Origin of the sequence: Methylobacterium sp. Leaf99, assembly GCF_001422375.1 — a bacterium.
GTDB lineage: Bacteria > Pseudomonadota > Alphaproteobacteria > Rhizobiales > Beijerinckiaceae > Methylobacterium.
The window spans coordinates 1,543,533-1,561,373 of the sequence record NZ_LMMU01000001.1 but is presented as its reverse complement, the minus strand read 5'-3'; the positions used below and the strand labels follow the sequence as shown (position 1 = coordinate 1,561,373).

Sequence of the window (17,841 nt, the reverse complement as noted above, 5' to 3'; positions counted from 1 at the left end):
AGCGAAACGCAGGCCTGCATCCACGGCAGGGCTGGGTACCGGGGGGAGAGACCCGCCGGCCAACACCAGGATCGGACGGAGCCGGGGCCAACCCCGCCTCCCAACCGACACCCGCAACGTCGAACCGGGAGAACGCCCCCATGGCTGCCGTACCATCACCGCTCACCGCCCCGCATCCGCCCGCCAAGCCCAAGCCCCTGTACCGGACCCTGTACTTCCAGGTCCTCGTCGCCGTCGCCATCGGCATCACCCTGGGCCACTTCTACCCGCAGGTCGGCGCGGACATGAAGCCGCTCGGTGACGCCTTCATCAAGCTCGTCAAGATGATCATCGCGCCGGTGATCTTCCTCACGGTGGTCTCCGGCATCGCCGGCATGACCAACCTCGAGAAGGTCGGCCGCGTCGGCGGCAAGGCGCTCATCTACTTCATCACCTTCTCGACCCTGGCCCTCATCGTCGGGTTGATCGTGGCGAACCTCGTCCAGCCGGGCTCAGGGATGCACATCGATCCCAAATCCCTCGATCCGAAGTCGATCGCCATGTACGCCGACAAGGCGAAGACGCAGACGATCACCGACTTCCTCATGAACATCATCCCGTCGACGGCGGTGGGGGCGTTCGCGGGCGGCGAGATCCTGCAGGTGCTGTTCTTCTCGGTGCTGTTCGGCTTCGGCCTCGCGTTCCTGGGCGACCGCGGCAAGCCGGTGCTCGACATCATCAAGGTGCTGTCGGAGGCCATCTTCGGCGTCGTCAACATCATCATGAAGGTCGCCCCCATCGGCGCCTTCGGCGCCATGGCCTTCACCATCGGCAAGTACGGCATCGCGTCGCTCGCCAACCTCGCCTACCTCGTCGGCGCGTTCTACCTGACCTCGGCGATCTTCGTGCTCGGCGTCCTCGGCCTGGTGGCGCGCTACAACGGCTTCTCGATCCTCAAGCTCATCCGCTACATCAAGGAAGAGCTGCTGCTGGTGCTCGGCACCTCGTCGTCCGAATCCGCGCTGCCCTCGCTGCTGGAGAAGATGGAGCGCGCCGGCTGCTCGAAGCCCGTCGTCGGCCTCGTCGTGCCCACGGGCTACTCGTTCAACCTCGACGGCACCAACATCTACATGACCATGGCGGCTTTGTTCATCGCCCAGGCCACGGACACGCCGCTGACCTACGGCGAGCAGGGCCTCCTGCTCCTCGTGGCGATGCTGTCCTCCAAGGGGGCGGCCGGCGTCACCGGCTCGGGCTTCATCACCCTGGCGGCGACCCTCGCGGTGGTCCCCTCCGTGCCGGTGGTGGGCATGGCGCTCATCCTCGGCGTCGACCGCTTCATGTCCGAGTGCCGCGCGCTGACCAACTTCATCGGCAACGCGGTGGCCTGCATCGTCGTCGCCCGCTGGGAGGGCGAGGTCGACGACGTCAAGCTCGCGGCGGCGCTCGGCGGCAACCCGATGCCCCTCGATTCCGAGCTGCCCGTCCTCCAGGCGGCCGAGTAACCCAGCATTGTCCGGTCTGACCGGTCCTCGACCCTTCGGCGCCCCGCGCCGGAGGGTTTTTTCGTGGGCCTTTGCCGACGCGGGCGGGCCGGGGCGGTCGTGCGTGCTCAGGTGGCCTTGTCCCCGGCCCCCGCGCCCGCGATAGGAGGCCGCGGTCTTGCATGGCGCCGGCCCCGAGGGGCCCGCGGCCTGCGCCTTCATCCGGAATGGGAACGATGCCGTCGCATGAGTGAGCAGCACGCAACGACCGCCGGGGACTCCTGCGACGTCGCGGTGATCGGGGGCGGCATGGTCGGCCTCGCCTCGGCCATCGCCCTGCGGGAGCGCGGCCTCGACGTGGTCCTCCTCGATCCGGGGGAGGCCCGGGCCCGGACCTCGTTCGGCAATGCCGGCGTGATCAGCCGCGGCTCGATCCTGCCCATGGCCGGGCCGGCCCTGTGGGGCAAGCTGCCGGCCTACCTGCGCAACGCCGACCGGGCCTTGCGCCTGCGCTACACCCATCTCCCGCGGGTGCTGCCCTGGACCGTGCACTTCCTCGCCGCCGCCCGCACCTCGGCCTGGCGCCGGGCCGCGGGGGCGCTCCTGCCCCTCACCAGCGCCGCCTATACCGAGCACGAGCGCCTCGCCGCCCGGGCCGGCACGACGCATCTCCTGAAGCGCACGGGCTGGATCAAGGCCTACCGGACGGACGAAGCCTTTGCCGCGGCCGCCCTGGAGCGGGCGATCCTGGCCGAGCACGGCGTGGCGATGGACCTCCTCGACGGGCCGGGCCTGCGCGACCTCGAACCGGCCCTGGTGCGCCCGTTCGCCCGGGCCATGCTCCTGCCGGAGACGGGCAGCGTCGGCGATCCGGGCGCCCTGGTCGAGGCCTGCGCCGCCCTGTTCGCCGGCCTCGGCGGCCGCACGATCCGCGCCGCGACCCGCGGCCTCGCGCCGGAGGCGGAGGGCTGGCGCATCGACGTCGAGGCCGGACCGGTCTTCGCCCGCCAAGTCGTCCTCGCGGCGGGGGCGGCGTCGGCCGACATCGCCCGGCCCTTGGGCTACCGCTTCGCCTTCGCGGCCGAGCGCGGCTACCACCGCCACTACGCCCTGCATCCCGACAGCCCGCCCCTGACCCGGCCCATCCTCGACACGGGGGCGGGCTCGATCCTGGCGCCCATGGGCGAGGCCCGGGTGCGGGTCCTGTCCGGCGTCGAGCTCGACGCCCGCGACGCGCCGCCCGATCACATCCAGATCGAGGCGGCCGCGCGGGAGGCCATGGGCACCCTGCGCCTCGGCGGCCCCCTCGACAACCAGCCCTGGCTCGGGGCCCGCCCGTCCACCCCCGACGGCCTGCCGGTGATCGGCCGGGCGCCGCGGCATCCGGGCCTGATCTTCGCATTCGGGCACGGCCATATCGGCCTGTCGACGGGACCGGTCACCGGCCAGATCGTCGCCGACCTCGCCACCGGCCGGCCCCCGCGCCTGCCCCTGGAGCCCTTCTCCCCCGAGCGCCTGCTGCGCTGGCCGCGCTTGTAGGGTTGTCCCAGGGTCTCATTCGAGGGCGGTCGGGTTCTCTTCTTCGAGGAAGGCCGCCACGGCGCGGAAGAACTGCATGCGGTTCTTCTCCATCATCACCGTGTGGGTGCCCTCGCCGAGCTCGACGAAGCGCTTGTAGGGCGCGGCGGTGAGCTTGGTGAAATACCCCTGCGCCTGATAGCTCGGCAGGTCGGCGTCCCATTCCGCGTGGATCACCAGGGTCGGCACCCGGATCAGGCCGGGGTCGTAGAGCGGCTTGCCGGCCTGCCAGTAATCCTGGGAATCGGCGAGGATGCCGTTGGGCGCGCGCAGGACCGGCGGGGTCCGGGCCGCCCCCACCGTGTCCGTCGCGAAGGTCGCGTCGGCCCATTGCTCGAACCAGCCGGGCGGGATGAGGCCGGCCTTCTTGTCCTCGGGCACGCCCTTGAGCCAGCGCTCCTTCGCGCTGTCCCGCGACACGGTGCGGTAGGCGCCGAGCGGGCCGGTGTTGCCGAGGTTCAGCGGCGCCGTGGCGAGCCATTGCGGCGCGTAGAGCACCAGCCGGTTCACCTTGGCGTTGTTCTCCGACGTGTAGAGCCCCATGGTCGAGGTGCCCCACGACCAGCCCATGAGGTTGAGCTTGTCCACGCCCCGGCGCTTGAGGATGGCCTCGACGGCGAGGCCCACGGCGCGGGCGGACTCGACCGTGCGCAGGAACGGCTTGTTGTCCCCGGCGGGGGCGCTCATCTGGTGCGGCCGGTCGGAGAAGCCGTAGCCCGGCAGATCGACGAGGTAGACGTCGAAGCCCTGGCCGGCGAGGTAGTCCATCATCGAGAGCCCGTTGAGGGGCAGGTCGAACGAGGTCGAGGCCGGGTAGGTCGCGCCGTGGACGTAGAGCAGGATCCTGTCGGCCGGGAACGCCGTCATGCCCGCCGGGCGCTTGTTGCGGACGTAGAGGGACACGGCGGGGTCCTCCGTCGGAACCCGGAAGGAGTCCGTCGCGAGGGCCCCGGCCTTTGCGCTGCCGCCTTCAGAGCCCTTGCCCTCGGAAGCCGAGGCGTGCGGAGCCTGCCCCGTGGACCACGCGGCGGCCCCGAGGGCGGCGAAGCCGTGCAGGATCTGGCGTTTCGTCGGTGTCTTCGAAGTCGTGGGCGTGGATGTCTCTGATTTCGATGTCTCTGATTTCGATGTCTCTGATTTCGATGTCTTGCGCATCGGTTTCTCCCGACCGCCGGAGGGGCGGACGGCTCAGGGTGACGCACGGCGCCACCCGCCGCAACGGGGATCGGAGCGCCTCACGAAACACCGCCGTTCTTCCGTCGAGTACGGCGGCGGGGTCGTGGGAAACATTCAGAACCGCGTGGTCAGGGCGGTGAGCCAGGCGGGCGAGGCCTCGACCAGGGCGGTCTCCAGGCCCTTGTCGAGGCCCGTGAGGATCGCGAGGCCGGTCGCGAGCAGGATCAGGCCGAGGACCGCCTTGAGGCCCCGGCCCAGCCCCATCATCCGGCCGCGCCACCCCATCAGCGTCGCGCGGGACAGGGTGCCCAGCAGCACCAGGGGCAGGCCGGCTCCGAGGCCGAACAGCACCATGGTGAGGGCCACGGCGGCGAGGTCGCGCCCCTGCGCGGCGAGGAGCGAGGCGGCCCCGAGGGTCGGCCCGACGCAGGGGCTCCACACGGCGCCGAGGAGCAGGCCGACGCCGAACTGGCCGCCGAGCCCGGTGGTCGAGGCCCCGCCGAACCGCGCCCGCGCCCGGTCGCTCAACGGGCCGGCGGCGACGGCCAGGCGGGTCTGGGCGGCGGGCAGCATCAGGACGAGGCCGATCGCCACGAGCAGGACGGCCGCGCCCATGCGGAATACCGCCGTGTCGAGGTCGAGGGTGAAGCCGATGGTGGCGACGAACAGCCCGATGGCGACGAACGCCAGGGCGAGCCCGCCCGCCAGGGCCGCCGGCCCGAGGCGATGCTCGCTCGCCGCCGCCCCAAGGACCAGGGGCAGGAGCGGCAGCACGCAGGGCGACAGCACCGAGAGCAGGCCCGCCAGAAAGGCGAGGCCGAGGGTGGCGGCCATCGGCGCTAGAGCGTCTTCTCCACCAGCCCCTCGATCCATTCGGGCTGGGTCTCGCCGACGGAGCGTCCGGTCTCGGTCGCGCCCTTGAAGGCGATGAGCGTGCTCTGCATGCGGGCGTCGAAGCGGCGCAGGACGTCCTTGCGGCTGTCGAAATCGATGTCGAAGATCACGAGGTCCTTGAAGCGCGGGTCCTGGGCGAGCCTGGCCAGGATCGGCTTCTGGGCCTTGCAGATCGGGCACCACGGCGCGCTGACCTCGACGAGGATCGGGCGCCCCGCCTTCTGCGCCGCCGCGAAGGCGTCCGCGTCGAAGGGAATCGGTTCGGCGCGCGCGGGCCCTGCGAGCGCCAGGGGGAGGAGGGCGGCGAGGCCGAGGAGCGCGCGGCGCAGCATCATGGGTGTTCCTCCGAGCCTTTCACCCCCGTTCGGTCGGCGCGGCCCTCGAGGCAGGCTTAGGGGATTGCGGCGCGCCTGTCTGTGACGGAGCGCCCCGCACCCGAAGAGTTGAAGGCGCGGCGGCGTCGGACGAAGTCCGCCTCGGGGAAGCGGAGACGGGATCAATCCTCCCGGGGGGCGTCCTGAACCTTCCGGACCCGGGCCGGCAGATCGCGCAGGAGGGCCGTGCGGCGGAACGGCGTCAGCTTCGTCCAGGCGCGGATCTCCGGGATCGTCCGGCCGCAGCCCACGCACCAGCCCGTCCGCCCGTCGAACCGGCAGACGGCGATGCAGGGATCGTTCTTGCGCATGGCTCCGTCCGGCCTCCACCATGGGGCGGACGCCCCGGACCCGGTCATAGGGCATCGCGACCGCGCCGCGTAGGCGCGCCGCGCGCGACGGGCCCGTTCCCGGCCGGTGCCGTGCTGCGGGACCCGAGTGGCGGGCAATGGTGTCGATCCAGGGCGGCATCGGGCTGGTGGCCGCCGGTGATCACCGAACGTTAAGCAAAACCTGATGGGTGTCGCCGGATGTCGATCAAGGTCCGAACGATGTCCCTCATGAGTCGATTTCTCAGCGACAGGCGCGGAAATATCGCGATCATCTTCGGCCTGAGCTTCGTGCCGCTGATGTTCCTCGCCGGTACCGGGATCGATTACGGCCGGGCCTCGGCCATGCGTGCCCGGTTGCAGAACGCCGTCGATGGGACGGCCCTGAGCCTGTGTCAGACCACCACGACCACGACGAGCGCCGCCCTGGAGGATCAGGCGACGAAGCTCATCGCCTCCTACATGCCGGTGGCGACCCTGACGACACCGCTGACCATCGGGGCGAACCCGCGCACGATCCTGGTGAAGGCCACCGCCACCTACACCACCGCCTTCGCCCGCCTCCTGCGCATCAACACCATCGATGTCTCCGCCTCGTCGCAATGCGCGACGCCCATGGCTCAGACCTTCGAGATCGCCATCGCGTTGGACACCACGGGCTCGATGAACAAGGCCGGCGGCTCGGGCACGAAGATGGCCGCCGCCCAGGACGCGGCCAAGAAGTTCGTCGATTACGTCTACACCAAGCCCGCCTTCAGCCCGCAGACCAGGATCTCCATCGTGCCGTTCGCCAGTGGTGTAGCCGTGGATCCCAATACCTACGGCGCCGCGACGGCCTGGATCGACGGGTCGTCGGCCCCGAAATCCGCCTACCACTGGACCAACGTCGATTTTTCCGCCGCCAACGCCACCGTCAAGGCGGCCATCAAGAACCGCCTCGACATCTTCGCCCAGCTCAAGAAGCTCGACTCGACCTGGGGCTGGGCCGGATGCCTGGAGACGCTGCCCTATCCCCTGAATGTGCAGGACGCGGCGCCGACCTCGGGCAATCCCGACAGCTACTTCGTGCCGATGTTCGCGCCCGACGAGCCGGCGGGTACCTCCCAGGACATGACGTACGTCCAGAACGACTCAGCCAATAACTTACCCAAGACGGCGTCGCGTTACACAAAAATGAATCCTTCAGTGCAATATCAACTCAACAGTTATCTGGAGGATTATACGAACGAGCCGGGTTGCGAGGCCAAGACGATGACCGCCCCGGAGGCGGAGATGCGTGCCTGCAAATACTACAAATCGACGCGCTATTCCGTCACGACGTACAATGACGTCGGCATCCCCAACGGGCCGAATTTCGGCTGCACGAGCAAACCGCTGCAGACGCTGACCAACGATACAGCGAAGCTGAAGTCTCTCATCGATGGTCTCGGTCCATTGGGCAGCACCAATATCTTCGAGGGCTTTATGTGGGCTTGGCGGACGATTTCGCCTCTCAGCGTTTTCGGCCAGGGCGTGGCCTACAACGACACGACGGTCCGCAAGGTCATCGTCCTCATGACCGATGGTTTCAATTCATGGAACACCAACGCGACTATCGCCGCATCGAGCGGTTTCGATTTCCGCAACATCAACGATTCCCTGTTCGGCTCCATGGGCTACATCACCAACGGCAACGGAACCAAGGTCTCGGGCAGTTCGGCCCTCGCCGGGCGCCTCGTCACCGGCACGGCCAGTCCGGCCTCCGACGCCCAGGCGCGGGACGCCCTCGACGCCCTCACGCGCGAGGCCTGCACCAACGCCAAGGCGCGCAACATCGCGGTGTTCACCATCGGCTTCAGCGTGCCGAACGACCCCATCGACCAGGCGGGTATCAATCTCCTGCGGGACTGCGCCACGGTGCCGGCCCAGGCCTACGTCGCCAACTCGTCCACCGCCCTGATCGCGGCCTTCGACGACATCGCCAAGAGCATCGGCAAGCTGCGCATCGTCCGCTGATCCGGCCGGCGGCACGCCCCCCTCGACCCGGGGACCCGCCCCCTCAACTCGACGTCGCCGGGCAGGCGACGCCCGCCGGCAGGACCACCTCGTCGTCGGCGCCGGTGGTGACGGCCTTGCCCTGGCGGGTGGGCCAGACCACCGTATCGGCCAGGGGAAACGCGCCCGTGCTGGCGCCGGTGAAGGTGGCGTAGGCGGCGCCGAGGACCGGCGAGTACGGCATCGTGACCTGGGCCACGACGAGGCGCATGCCGTGACGGTTGTAGTTGGCCGGGATCGTCAGGCCCGTCGGCGCGACGCCGACCGGCCATTTGGCCGTGCTCGGCGAGCCGTCGCTGGAGCAGATCCGCACCGTGCGCGTCGTGCCCTGCATGTAGATGCCGATGGCGGCGACCCGGATGACGGCCTGGGTCGCATCGAACGGATTGTAGACGAGGCGGGACGCCGCCAGGATGTCGTTCATGGTGGCCCGCGCCATGGGCGAGGTCGTGTCGCCGAGGGCGGTGAGGTCGGCCACGGTCCGGGCGAGCAGGCTGGTGCGCCGCTGGGCCATCGCCGCCCGGGCGAGTTCGCAGCCGCCGACATACATGAGCAGCAGCACCGGCGCGATGAGGGCGAACTCGATGGCCGCGACGCCGCCCTGGGCGCGCCGGAAACGGCCGAGGACGCCCGACGGGGCCGGGTCGGCGGAGACCGGCGCGGTCACGGCAGCCTCCGGGGATAAGCGGGTCACGCGGGCCTCCACGGCTCAGAACGGCTCGGTGCGAAAGACCTGGACGGATTGCAGCAGGCGCGATCCGTCCCGGAATGTCGGGGTCATGGGAAACATGATGGTGAAGGTCGGGTACTTCACCGCCGCCTGGACCACCACGATGGTGCTCGCCTGGGCGTTCGCGTAGGCCGTGCCGAACCCCTTCGACCAGTCGCCGGTGGAGGGGTCGACGGGGTTGGTGCCCGTGCCCGCCGCCATGGAGGCGAAGACCCGGACCTCCAGCTTCACCTCCGCGCACTTGAACAGGGTCCAGCGGTCGGCGCCGTTCACCTGGCAGAGCTGCTTGCGCAGGTTCTCCAGAACCAGCGCGGGATCGGCGACGCCGGAATTCACGCTCTGGAACTGCCCCGTCTGGATCGTGCGCGAGGCGTCGGCGAGGGCATCGTCGAGGGTCTGGCTCGCCCAGAACAGCATCGACATGTCGATGATGCCGGTGATCAGTGCCAGGAACGGAAACGCCAGGATGGCGAATTCCACCACCGTGGCGCCCTCCCGCGCGTGCCGGAACCGGGCGGCGAGGGCACGGGGTGTGAGCGCCCGGCGAGGGGGCAGGGGCGAGGGGGCCATGGGGCGTCGGGCCTTGTGGGATGCGCCGCGAGGGCGCGCGCACGCGACACTCCTGCCGCATCCTCCTTTCGAACCTGTTGCGTTGCGGGCCCGCCCGGAAACACTGCACAGGATTGCCCGCCCGGGACGGTCTTCGAGTGCGTGTCGGCAAAGACTCCGTTCGGCCCGACTCATCGCCGCGTGTCGCAACGGCATGGACTTCGCGCCGCGAGTCCCGACGACGTCTTGGGGACATCCGGTCCGGATGCGTCAGGTCGGGCGCGCCGGGGCGCGATCCCGGGTCTCCAGGCCGCGCAGAACCTTGTCGAGGGTGAGGGGGTAGTCGCGAATCCGCACGCCGGTGGCGTTGTAGACGGCGTTGGCGAGCGCCGCCCCGGCGCCGCAGATGCCGAGTTCGCCCAAGCCCTTGCTTTTGAGCGGATTGGCCTTGTCGTCGAGTTCGGGCAGGAACACCGCGTCGATGGCCGGAATGTCGGCATGCGCCGGCACGTGGTACTCGGCGAGATCGTGATTGACGAAGTGGCCCGTGCGCGGGTCGACGACCACTTCCTCCATCAGGGCCGCGCCGACGCCGAACACCATGCCGCCGATGGCCTGCGAGCGTGCCGTCTTCGCGTTGAGGATGCGTCCGCCGGTGAACACCCCGAGCATGCGCCGCAGGCGGACCTCGCCCGTATCGGCATCGACGCCGACTTCGGCGAAGTGCGCGCCGTAGGAGTATTGCGAGAACGCCTCCTTCATGGTGCCGGGCTTGATCTCGCCCGTCGCCTCGATGTCGCCGCGGCGCCCGGCGATGTCGGCGAGGCTCTCCGAGCGGTTTCCCGAGACGACGCGTCCCTGCTCGAAGCGGGCCTCCTCGGGCCCGAGACCGGCCGCCGCCACGATCTTCGCCCGCAGGGACTCGCAGGCGACGTAGAGGGCCGAGCCGGCGCTGCCCGCGCCGAACGAGCCGCCGGAGCCGGCGGCCTTCGGGAAGCGGGTGTCGCCGAGCTCGACCCGGACCCGCTCCACGGGAAGGCCGAGCATCTCGCCGGCGATCTGCGCCAGGATCGTGTAGGTGCCGGTGCCGATGTCGGTCATCGCCATGCGGACGGTGACGGTGCCGTCGCCCTCGAGACGGATGGCGGCGGAGGACGCCATCAGCGGGTTGAGGCGGGCGGCGGCCGAGACGCCCATGCCGACAAGCCACTGCCCGTCCCGCGTCGTGCCGGCGGCGCGGCGCCTGTCCCAGCCGAAGCGGGCCGCGCCCTCGCGCAGGCACGGCACGAGCTGGCGGGTGGAGAACGGCACGCCCTTCTCTGGGTCCTGTGTCGGCTCGTTGCGGATGCGCAGCTCGACGGGATCGATCTTCAGCTGCTCGGCGAGTTCGTCCACGGCGCATTCCAGCGCCAGCATGCCCACCGCCTCGCCTGGCGCGCGCATGGCCGAGGCGAGCGGCAGGTTGAGGGTGGCGAGGCGATGCTTCGTCATCCGGTTCGGCGCGGCATAGAGGGAGCGCGTCGCGTTGGCCGAGGTCTCGTAGAACCCGTCGCCCGGCGTGGTGTCGGACCAGGATTCGTGGCCGATGGCGACGAGTTTGCCGTCCGGTCCGGCGCCGAGGCGCAGGCGCTGGATCGTGTCCGAGCGCCGGGTGGTGACGTGGAACTCCTGCTGGCGGGTCAACGCCACCTTGACGGGACGGCCCACGGCCTTGGAGCCGAGGGCCGCGAAGATCGCGTCGGCCTGGGGCTGGAGCTTGCCGCCGAAGCCGCCGCCGATGTAGCGGCTGACGAGGCGCACGTTCTCCGGCGGCAGGCCGAACACCGAGGCGAGGGACACCTGTCCACGGTTCAGCATCTGGTTCGCCGTGAACAGGGTGACGTGGTCGCCCTCCCAGGAGGCGATGGTGGCGTGCGGCTCCATCATCGCGTGGGTCTGGACCGGGGTGGTGTACTCGACATCCACCTGCACGGCGGCCTTGGCGAAGGCGCCTTCGAAATCGCCCAGCGCCGAATCCGGCGGGCTCTGCATCTGTTTGGGCACCTGCGCGCCCGCCATGCCGGCGCGCAGGTCGTAGGCGCCGGTCTCCTTCGCGTACTCGGCCTTGATCGTGGCGGCGGCGGCGCGGGCCTGCTCGAAGGTCTCGGCCACCACGAAGGCGATGGGCTGGCCGTGATGCCGGATTTCGGTTCCCGTCAGGACGGGTGACACCTGCTCCTTCTTCTCGCCCTGGGGCGGCACGTTCTCGTGGGTCATGACGTGGAGCACGCCCGGCATGGCGCGGGCCGCAGCGACGTCGAGGCTGCGGAGGCGGCCCTTGGCGATTCCGGCCTCGACGAGGGCGCCGTAGGCGGGGTTCTTGAGCTCACGGGTCTCGTAGGCGTAGGGCGCCGCGCCCGTCACCTTGAGACGGCCCTCGATCCGGTCGATGGGCTTGCCCAGCAGGCCGTCGGGCTTGTCGTCGAGGGGGGTGCGGCCGATCGGCTGGTTCATGTCCATCGGACGGTTCCTGATTCTTTCGGGATTTGGCGTCGCGGCGGGCTCGGACGGCGTCAGGCCCCGAGGGCTTCGGCGACGACGGCGCGCAGGGTCCGACGGGTCAGGGGGATCTTGAAGTCGTTGGTGCCCTGACCCTTCGCCCCCGCCAGCACCGCGTCGGCGGCGGCGTCGGCATCGCCGTTCGAGGCGACGAGGGCCGCCTCGGCCGCCGGCACCCGCCACGGCTTGTGGGCGAGGCCGCCGAAGGCGAGGCGGGCCGCGCGGACTTTGCCGTCCGGTCCCTTGTCGATCACCGCCGCCACGGAGATGATCGCGAAGGCGTAGGAGGCCCGGTCGCGGACCTTGCGGTAGAGGTGCGCGCCGGGAACCGGCTTGCCCAGGGTCACGGCGGTGACGAGTTCGCCGGGCTTCAGGGCGGTCTCGATCTGCGGCGTGTCGCCGGGCAGGCGGTGGAACTCGGCAAGCGGGATCGTGCGCTCCGCGCCCTTGGCGTCCACGGTCTCGACGGCGGCGTCGAGGGCCCGCAGGGCCACGGCCATGTCGGATGGGTTGGTGGCGATGCAGGCGTCGCTCGCCCCCAGCACCGCGTGGATGCGGGTGAACCCGCCGATGGCGGCGCAGCCGGACCCCGGCGCCCGTTTGTTGCAGGCCTGGGTGGTGTCGTAGAAATACGGGCAGCGGGTGCGCTGCAGCAGGTTGCCGGCGGTGGTCGCCTTGTTGCGGAGCTGGCCCGAGGCCCCGGCCAGGAGGGCCCGCGACAGCACCGCGTAATCCTTGCGGATGCGCGGATGGGCGGCGAGATCCGAGTTCCGCACCAGGGCGCCCACGCGCAGGCCGCCGTCGCCGGTCTCGGTGACCTCGGCGAGGCCGAGGCGGTTCACGTCGACGAGGTGAGCCGGCGTCTCGACCTGGAGCTTCATCAGGTCGAGGAGGTTGGTGCCGCCGGCGATGAAGCGGGTGTTCGGCTTCGCCGCCGCCATCTCGGCCGCTTCCGCGACGGTTTTTGGCCGGGCATACGTGAAGGCTTTCATCGGCGTGGTGCCCGTTCTGGTGTGGCCCCGTGGAGGACCCGGCCGCGCGCCCGAGGGGCCGGGCCGGGACGGTGTTTCCCGTGAAACATGGTTAACTCAGCCCTGGCGCCCGGCGGCGTCGCCGATGGCCGCGACGATGTTCGGGTAGGCGCTGCACCGGCACAGGTTGCCGCTCATGCGCTCGCGGATCTCGACCTCGGTGAGCTTCGGCGCGGCGAGGAGATCGGCGCTGGCATGGCTCGGCCAGCCGGCCTCGACCTCGGCGAGCATGCCCTTGGCCGAGCAGATCTGGCCCGGCGTGCAGTAGCCGCACTGGTAGCCGTCGTGTTCGAGGAAGGCGGCCTGGAGCGGGTGCAGCGCCTCGCCCTTCGCCAGGCCCTCGATGGTCTCGATGTGGTCGCCCTCGTGCATGGCGGCGAGGGTCAGGCAGGCATTGATGCGCCGGCCATCGACCAGCACCGTGCAGGCGCCGCACTGGCCGTGGTCGCAGCCCTTCTTGGTGCCGTTGAGGTCGAGGTGCTCGCGCAGGGCGTCGAGGAGGGTGGTGCGGGTGTCGAGGACGAGGTCGCGGTCCTGCCCGTTGATGGTGAGGCGCACCGGCATGGTCTCCGGCGCCGGATCGCCGGGGGCGGGCGCCGGCGCGGCGAAGGCCGGCCGGCCGAAACCCGCCACCCCGAAGGCGGCCACGGCGGCGCAACCCTCCATGACCTTGCGCCGGCTGGGGCCCGAAAGTCTGGCGGTCTCGGTCTTCTCGGTCATGCACGCATCCCCGGCGTTCATTCCCACCGGCCGGACAGCCGTGGCGCGGACCCCGGTTTTCACCGGCGGGTGCGCTGTTTGGAATGACTACGAATTCGGGGGGTGAACGCGCGCCCGGCGCGTTGCGATCCGTTCGGGGAGGTGCGCCGGGATGGCGCAACCGGCCGCACGGACCGTTGCGGCCGTCACGTCCTCGCGATCGGGACCGGCCGGTCCCTTCGCCCGCGCCGCGAAGCGGCGCGGGGTACGGGCGTCAGAACGAGAGCTTCATCCCGGCCATGACGGTGCGCGGGGCGCCGGCATAGACGGAGCCGGTGACGCCGGCCAGGGCCGCCGGTCCCGTGGGCAGGCCGGTGGTGGCGCTGAGTCCGTTGGCGAGGTTCTGGGCCGAGGCCACGTAGGTCCGGTCGAGGAGGTTGCGCCCCTCGACGTAGAGGTTGAGGCGCTTGGCGTAGCCGCCGGGCAGGTCGGTGACGTAGTGGACGTTGGCGTTGACGAGGGCGTAGCCCGGCGCCTTCAGGGTGTTGGCGTTGTCGATGAAGAAGCCGTCCTGCGCCACCACCTCGACGAAGCCGCCGACCCCCGCGAGGGGGCCGCCGACCTGCTCGTAGCCGAGGCGGGCCAGGAGCTGGTGGGCCGGCACGCCGGGGATGAGCCGGCCGGCCCGGTCGAACCGGGCGGTGACGCTCCCGGCGCTGAGCTGCTCGACGTAGTTCGTGTAGATCTGATCGTCGAACGTGTAGGCGAGGGTGCCGCGCCAGCCGGGGCTGAACGCCCAGTCGGCGGCGAGTTCGACGCCGCGATGCTCCGAGGCCGGGGCGTTGAAGGTGTAGGCCAGGAGCCCGGCGCCGGGGCTCTGCGACACGAGTTCGTTGCGGAAGAACTCGTAGAAGCCCGTGAGGCTGACGCGCAGGCCCTCCCACGGGGTCCAGTCGGTGCCGAGGTCGAAGCCGAGATTCTCCTGGGTCTGGAGCCCGGTGTTGTTGCCCGGCACGCCGGCCGGGGTCACGAACAGGTTGCCGGCCGCCGGGGTGGTGTAGCCCGTGGCGGCGCGGCCCCGGAACGCCCATTCGGTGCTCGGCCGATAGACCAGGGCGAGTTCGGGGGCGACGTTGAGGAAGCTGCGGTCGGCCAAAGCCGGCGTCGTCGTGCGGCCGGCGGCGGAGTAGGCGTAGGCGCGGTTCTGCCCGGTGATCCAGGTGTTCTCGGCGCTGATCCCCACGACGCCGGTCCAGGCCGGCGACAGGGCGATCTCCGTGCGCGCCCGCCCGCCGAGGTTCGACTGCTGCGCCACCTGGTCGCCGATGAGGGCGCCGAGGGTCGGCCCCGCCAGGGGCTGCAGGTTGAAGGTGGTGGCGTGGGCGTCGAGGGCGTTGAAGGAGAGCGCCGCGTAGCTCACCGTCGGCAGCCCGAACAGCTCCGAGCGGTGGGTGATGTCGCTCATCACGTTGTAGGACGGGATGCTGCCCCGGCCGGAGCTGGTGAAGAACGGCTGGTTGTAGTTGCGCTCGTCGAAGCCCACCTGCGTGCGCCACGTGGTCTCGGCATCGACGTCGTGCTCCCAGCGGGCCGCCACGATGGTGCGCCGGTCCTTGCGCTCCAGGCCGACTTCGGCCGCCGTCACCGGCACGGTGGCGCCGAAGGCGCCGTTGCGGAAGAAGCTGAAGGTGGTGCAGCCGGGCGCCGCCGTCGCCGCCGAGGCGCAGCCGCGCTGGTACGGGTTGATCCGGTACTGGTTGAGGGACGACCGCGCCGGGATGTCGGCGTGGAGATCGTTGTTGATCACCTTCAGGGTGAAGCGGTTGTCCGGCGTCGGGGTGTAGCTCGCCAGCAGGTTGATGGTCTGGGTGTCGTAGGACGAATGCTCCTGGTAGCCGTTGGCGCGGACATCGCTGGCGAACAGGCTGATCTCCACCGGGCCGCTGGCGCCGCCGACGGTGAAGTAGTTGCTGAGATATCCGAAGCTGCCCGCGTCCGTGCCGATTTCGTAGCCGTCGATTTCGCGGCCCGTCCGGGTGCGGAAGGCGATGGCCCCGCCCGTGGCGTAGTTGCCGAACAGGGCCGATTGCGGCCCCCGGAACACGTCGATGCGGGAATAGGCGCGCGGATCGACGAGGTCGAAGCGCGAGGCGCCGTCGGGCTGGGTCAGGACGAAGCCGTCCTCCAGCACCACCATGTTCTTGGTCACCCCGGTGGAGCGGGCGTTGCTGCCGCGCACGGAGATGACGACGTCCCGCGCCCCGTTGCCCTGGCGCACGGTGACGCCGGGGCTCTCCAGCAGGACGGAGCCGATGCTCGTCGCCGGCCGGTCGGCGATGGCGCCGTCGCGGCCGATGGCGGTGATGATCTGGCCGATGGGCGTCTCGATGACGCTCGGGGCCGAGCCCGGCAGGGACGCGACGCCGAAGCCGCCGCGTCCGGCCGGCCGGCCGTCGCCGACGACGGAGACCTCGTCGAGGGTGACGCTCGACGCGTCCTGCGCCCGCGCGCCGAAACTCAGGCAGGCGACGGGGAGGGCGAGGAGGGGGCCGAGGCGACGCCTCGGGAGGAAGACAAGCACCATGGGAAACGCGTCCGATCGGTCGAAGGGGAGGGGCGACGGGATCAGGACGGACGGGGCGGTGCGCGGGGCTGGCCGGCGGGGCGGGGCCGGCGCAGGGAAGGCGGCGGCGGCGGGGTCGCCCAGGCCACGGCGTGCCAACGGGCGGCGCGCGCCACCTGCGGACCGGCCGGGACCAGGGGGGCGGTCGCGATCCCGGCGCAGAACGGGCAGGACGCGCATGCGCTCGGCCGCCCGTCCTCCGACGCGACGGGGGCCGGCGCGCCGTGGCCGCAGATGATCGCGTGGGCCAAGGCATCGGTGATGGGATCGGGGGCGGTCAGGCGCAGGGCCGCGCCCGGCGCCAGGGCCTGGAGCCACAGGGCCAGGATCACCAGGACGATGCCGAGACGGGTCCGGATCGGGGCGGGAGACACGGGCGGCGCGCCCGGTGCGATGGGTTTTCAGGCCGCGCTCCGCCCGACGAGGGCGCGCGTGCCGCAATCGAGCAGGATCATCGCCAGGATCGCCGCGCCGGTCAGGGGGAACAGGGCGCCGAGGCCCAGGACGAGGAGCGTGACGCCGGCGACGATCCCGGGGGCGCGCGGCCAGGGCGGGATGCCGAGACTCCCCGAGGGCCGGCGCTTCCACCACATCACCCCGGCGGTGACGCTGAGCAGGAGGCAGGCGAGGCACACCGCCAGCATGACGAGCTGGTTGAGCCGGCCGAAAATCTCGCCCTTGTGCAGGCCGATGCCCCACTGGATCGCCCGGCCGACGAGGCCGATCTCGGCGAAATGCACGTCGACGAGGGCCCGGCCGGTGTACTGGTCCAGGGAGATCATGCGCTGGCGGGTGACGTCGCGCGGGTAGGCGGCGGCGGCGTAGACCCCGGTCCCGCCCACGGGCAGGGCGAGTTCGTAGCCCGCCGGCATGCCGCGCTCCGTCAGGATCGCCGCCGCCCGGTCGAGGCCGATGGGCCGGCCGGGCGCGGGCCGCGACAGGGGCACGGGCGCGTCCTCCAGAGCCCAGCCGGCGGTGGTGAGCGCCGCGCCCATGGGAACCCGGGAGACCGGAACCTGCGCCCACAGGGCGCTCGGCTGGCCGAGGCCGGCGGCGTTGGACACGGCCCGCAGCTGCTGACCCCAGACGATGGACCAGGGCAGGCCCGTGAGCGCCAGGAACAGCAGGCCGCCCCCGGCGACGAGGCCCGTGACCGCGTGAAGATCGCGCCACCACACCCGCCGGCCGGGCGTGCCCCGGACCGTAACGACCCCGCCGGACCGTCCGCGCGGCCACCACAGGTAGGTGCCGGTGATCACGAGCACGACGAGGAAGCCCGCCACCACCTCGACGAGGCCGTTCGCGATCGGTCCGAAATAGCTCAGGCTGTGCAGGCGCCGGATCACCGCCATCACCTCGGCATCCGCCGCGACGCGGCCGAGGACGTCGCCCGTGCGGGGGTCGAGGGTGACCAGGGTCTTGGCGCCGTCCTTCGCCAGGGTGACCACGGCCGGAGACGTCGGGCCGGCGGGGTCGAGGTAGGTGAGGGGGGTGGCATCCGGCACCGCCTGGCTCGCCACGTAGACGAGGCGGTCCGGCCCGAGGGGCGCCCGGTCCGAGGCGGGCACGACGAAGCGCCGGGTGAACAGGGCGGCGTTGATCTCGTCCTTGAACAGGTAGAGCGCCCCCGTGGTCGAGAGCAGGATCAGGAACGGCAGGCAGATCAGCCCGGCATAGAAGTGCCAGCGCCACACGGCGCGGTAGACCGCCTCGCGGGAGAGGCGAATGGGCGCGGCCAAGGATGCGGCATCGCCGGAAAGGGAGGGGGGCATGGTCGTCCTGAGGGCACGAGCGCTCGGGGCCGCGCCACGGGGCACGGCCGA

At 71.1% G+C, this 17,841-nt stretch carries 15 protein-coding genes; 3 read left to right on the top strand and 12 right to left on the bottom strand.

From position 1 onward, the window contains the following. Window positions 1–140 precede the first annotated feature (140 nt). Window positions 141–1,484 (top strand): dicarboxylate/amino acid:cation symporter, encoded by a 1,344-nt coding sequence (locus ASF28_RS07170; protein WP_056089529.1) that lies wholly within the window; start codon window positions 141–143, stop codon window positions 1,482–1,484. Between the two features lie 225 nt (window positions 1,485–1,709). Beyond that, window positions 1,710–3,002, top strand: a complete 1,293-nt coding sequence (locus ASF28_RS07165) for an NAD(P)/FAD-dependent oxidoreductase (RefSeq protein WP_056089526.1) — start codon at window positions 1,710–1,712, stop codon at window positions 3,000–3,002. Window positions 3,003–3,017: 15 nt separating this feature from the next. Here ASF28_RS07165 and ASF28_RS07160 read toward each other — a convergent pair whose 3' ends face one another. The 4 genes from ASF28_RS07160 to ASF28_RS07145 form a co-directional block, all read right to left on the bottom strand. Next, entirely contained in the window at window positions 3,018–3,944 is a 927-nt protein-coding gene (locus ASF28_RS07160; RefSeq protein ID WP_443189712.1) for an alpha/beta hydrolase, read from the bottom strand. Between the two features lie 387 nt (window positions 3,945–4,331). Continuing rightward, on the bottom strand, window positions 4,332–5,051 hold the full coding sequence (locus tag ASF28_RS07155; RefSeq protein WP_056089522.1) for a cytochrome c biogenesis CcdA family protein: 720 nt from the start codon (window positions 5,049–5,051) through the stop codon (window positions 4,332–4,334). Window positions 5,052–5,056: 5 nt separating this feature from the next. Next, window positions 5,057–5,446: a thioredoxin family protein gene (locus ASF28_RS07150; RefSeq protein ID WP_056089519.1), complete on the bottom strand. Its 390-nt coding sequence runs from the start codon at window positions 5,444–5,446 to the stop codon at window positions 5,057–5,059. 161 nt (window positions 5,447–5,607) lie between these two features. Next, window positions 5,608–5,796 (bottom strand): DUF1289 domain-containing protein, encoded by a 189-nt coding sequence (locus ASF28_RS07145; RefSeq protein WP_056089516.1) that lies wholly within the window; start codon window positions 5,794–5,796, stop codon window positions 5,608–5,610. A gap of 249 nt (window positions 5,797–6,045) precedes the next feature. Here ASF28_RS07145 and ASF28_RS07140 point away from each other — a divergent pair, with 249 nt between their 5' ends. Next, a complete protein-coding gene (locus ASF28_RS07140) occupies window positions 6,046–7,809 on the top strand; it encodes a pilus assembly protein (protein ID WP_244474915.1) in 1,764 nt (587 codons plus the stop codon). A 43-nt stretch (window positions 7,810–7,852) separates the two neighbouring features. On the opposite strand, the gene ASF28_RS07135 is transcribed toward ASF28_RS07140, so the two are convergent. From ASF28_RS07135 to ASF28_RS07100, 8 genes are all read right to left on the bottom strand, one after another. Then, entirely contained in the window at window positions 7,853–8,542 is a 690-nt protein-coding gene (locus ASF28_RS07135) for a TadE/TadG family type IV pilus assembly protein (protein ID WP_162239986.1), read from the bottom strand. 15 nt (window positions 8,543–8,557) lie between these two features. Then, the gene (locus ASF28_RS21545; protein ID WP_162239985.1) at window positions 8,558–9,148 is read right to left on the bottom strand and encodes a TadE/TadG family type IV pilus assembly protein; all 591 of its coding nucleotides are present in this window, start codon (window positions 9,146–9,148) and stop codon (window positions 8,558–8,560) included. Between the two features lie 249 nt (window positions 9,149–9,397). Continuing rightward, entirely contained in the window at window positions 9,398–11,626 is a 2,229-nt protein-coding gene (locus tag ASF28_RS07125) for a xanthine dehydrogenase family protein molybdopterin-binding subunit (RefSeq protein WP_056089508.1), read from the bottom strand. Between the two features lie 53 nt (window positions 11,627–11,679). Next, window positions 11,680–12,657, bottom strand: a complete 978-nt coding sequence (locus ASF28_RS07120) for an FAD binding domain-containing protein (RefSeq protein ID WP_056089505.1) — start codon at window positions 12,655–12,657, stop codon at window positions 11,680–11,682. Between the two features lie 96 nt (window positions 12,658–12,753). Further along, the gene (locus tag ASF28_RS07115; RefSeq protein ID WP_056089503.1) at window positions 12,754–13,416 is read right to left on the bottom strand and encodes a 2Fe-2S iron-sulfur cluster-binding protein; all 663 of its coding nucleotides are present in this window, start codon (window positions 13,414–13,416) and stop codon (window positions 12,754–12,756) included. 253 nt (window positions 13,417–13,669) lie between these two features. Further along, the gene (locus ASF28_RS07110) at window positions 13,670–15,979 is read right to left on the bottom strand and encodes a TonB-dependent receptor family protein (protein WP_056089500.1); all 2,310 of its coding nucleotides are present in this window, start codon (window positions 15,977–15,979) and stop codon (window positions 13,670–13,672) included. A gap of 41 nt (window positions 15,980–16,020) precedes the next feature. Further along, entirely contained in the window at window positions 16,021–16,392 is a 372-nt protein-coding gene (locus ASF28_RS07105) for a DUF2946 family protein (RefSeq protein WP_056089497.1), read from the bottom strand. A gap of 27 nt (window positions 16,393–16,419) precedes the next feature. Then, a complete protein-coding gene (locus ASF28_RS07100) occupies window positions 16,420–17,790 on the bottom strand; it encodes a PepSY-associated TM helix domain-containing protein (protein WP_056089494.1) in 1,371 nt (456 codons plus the stop codon). Between the last annotated feature and the right edge of the window lie 51 nt (window positions 17,791–17,841).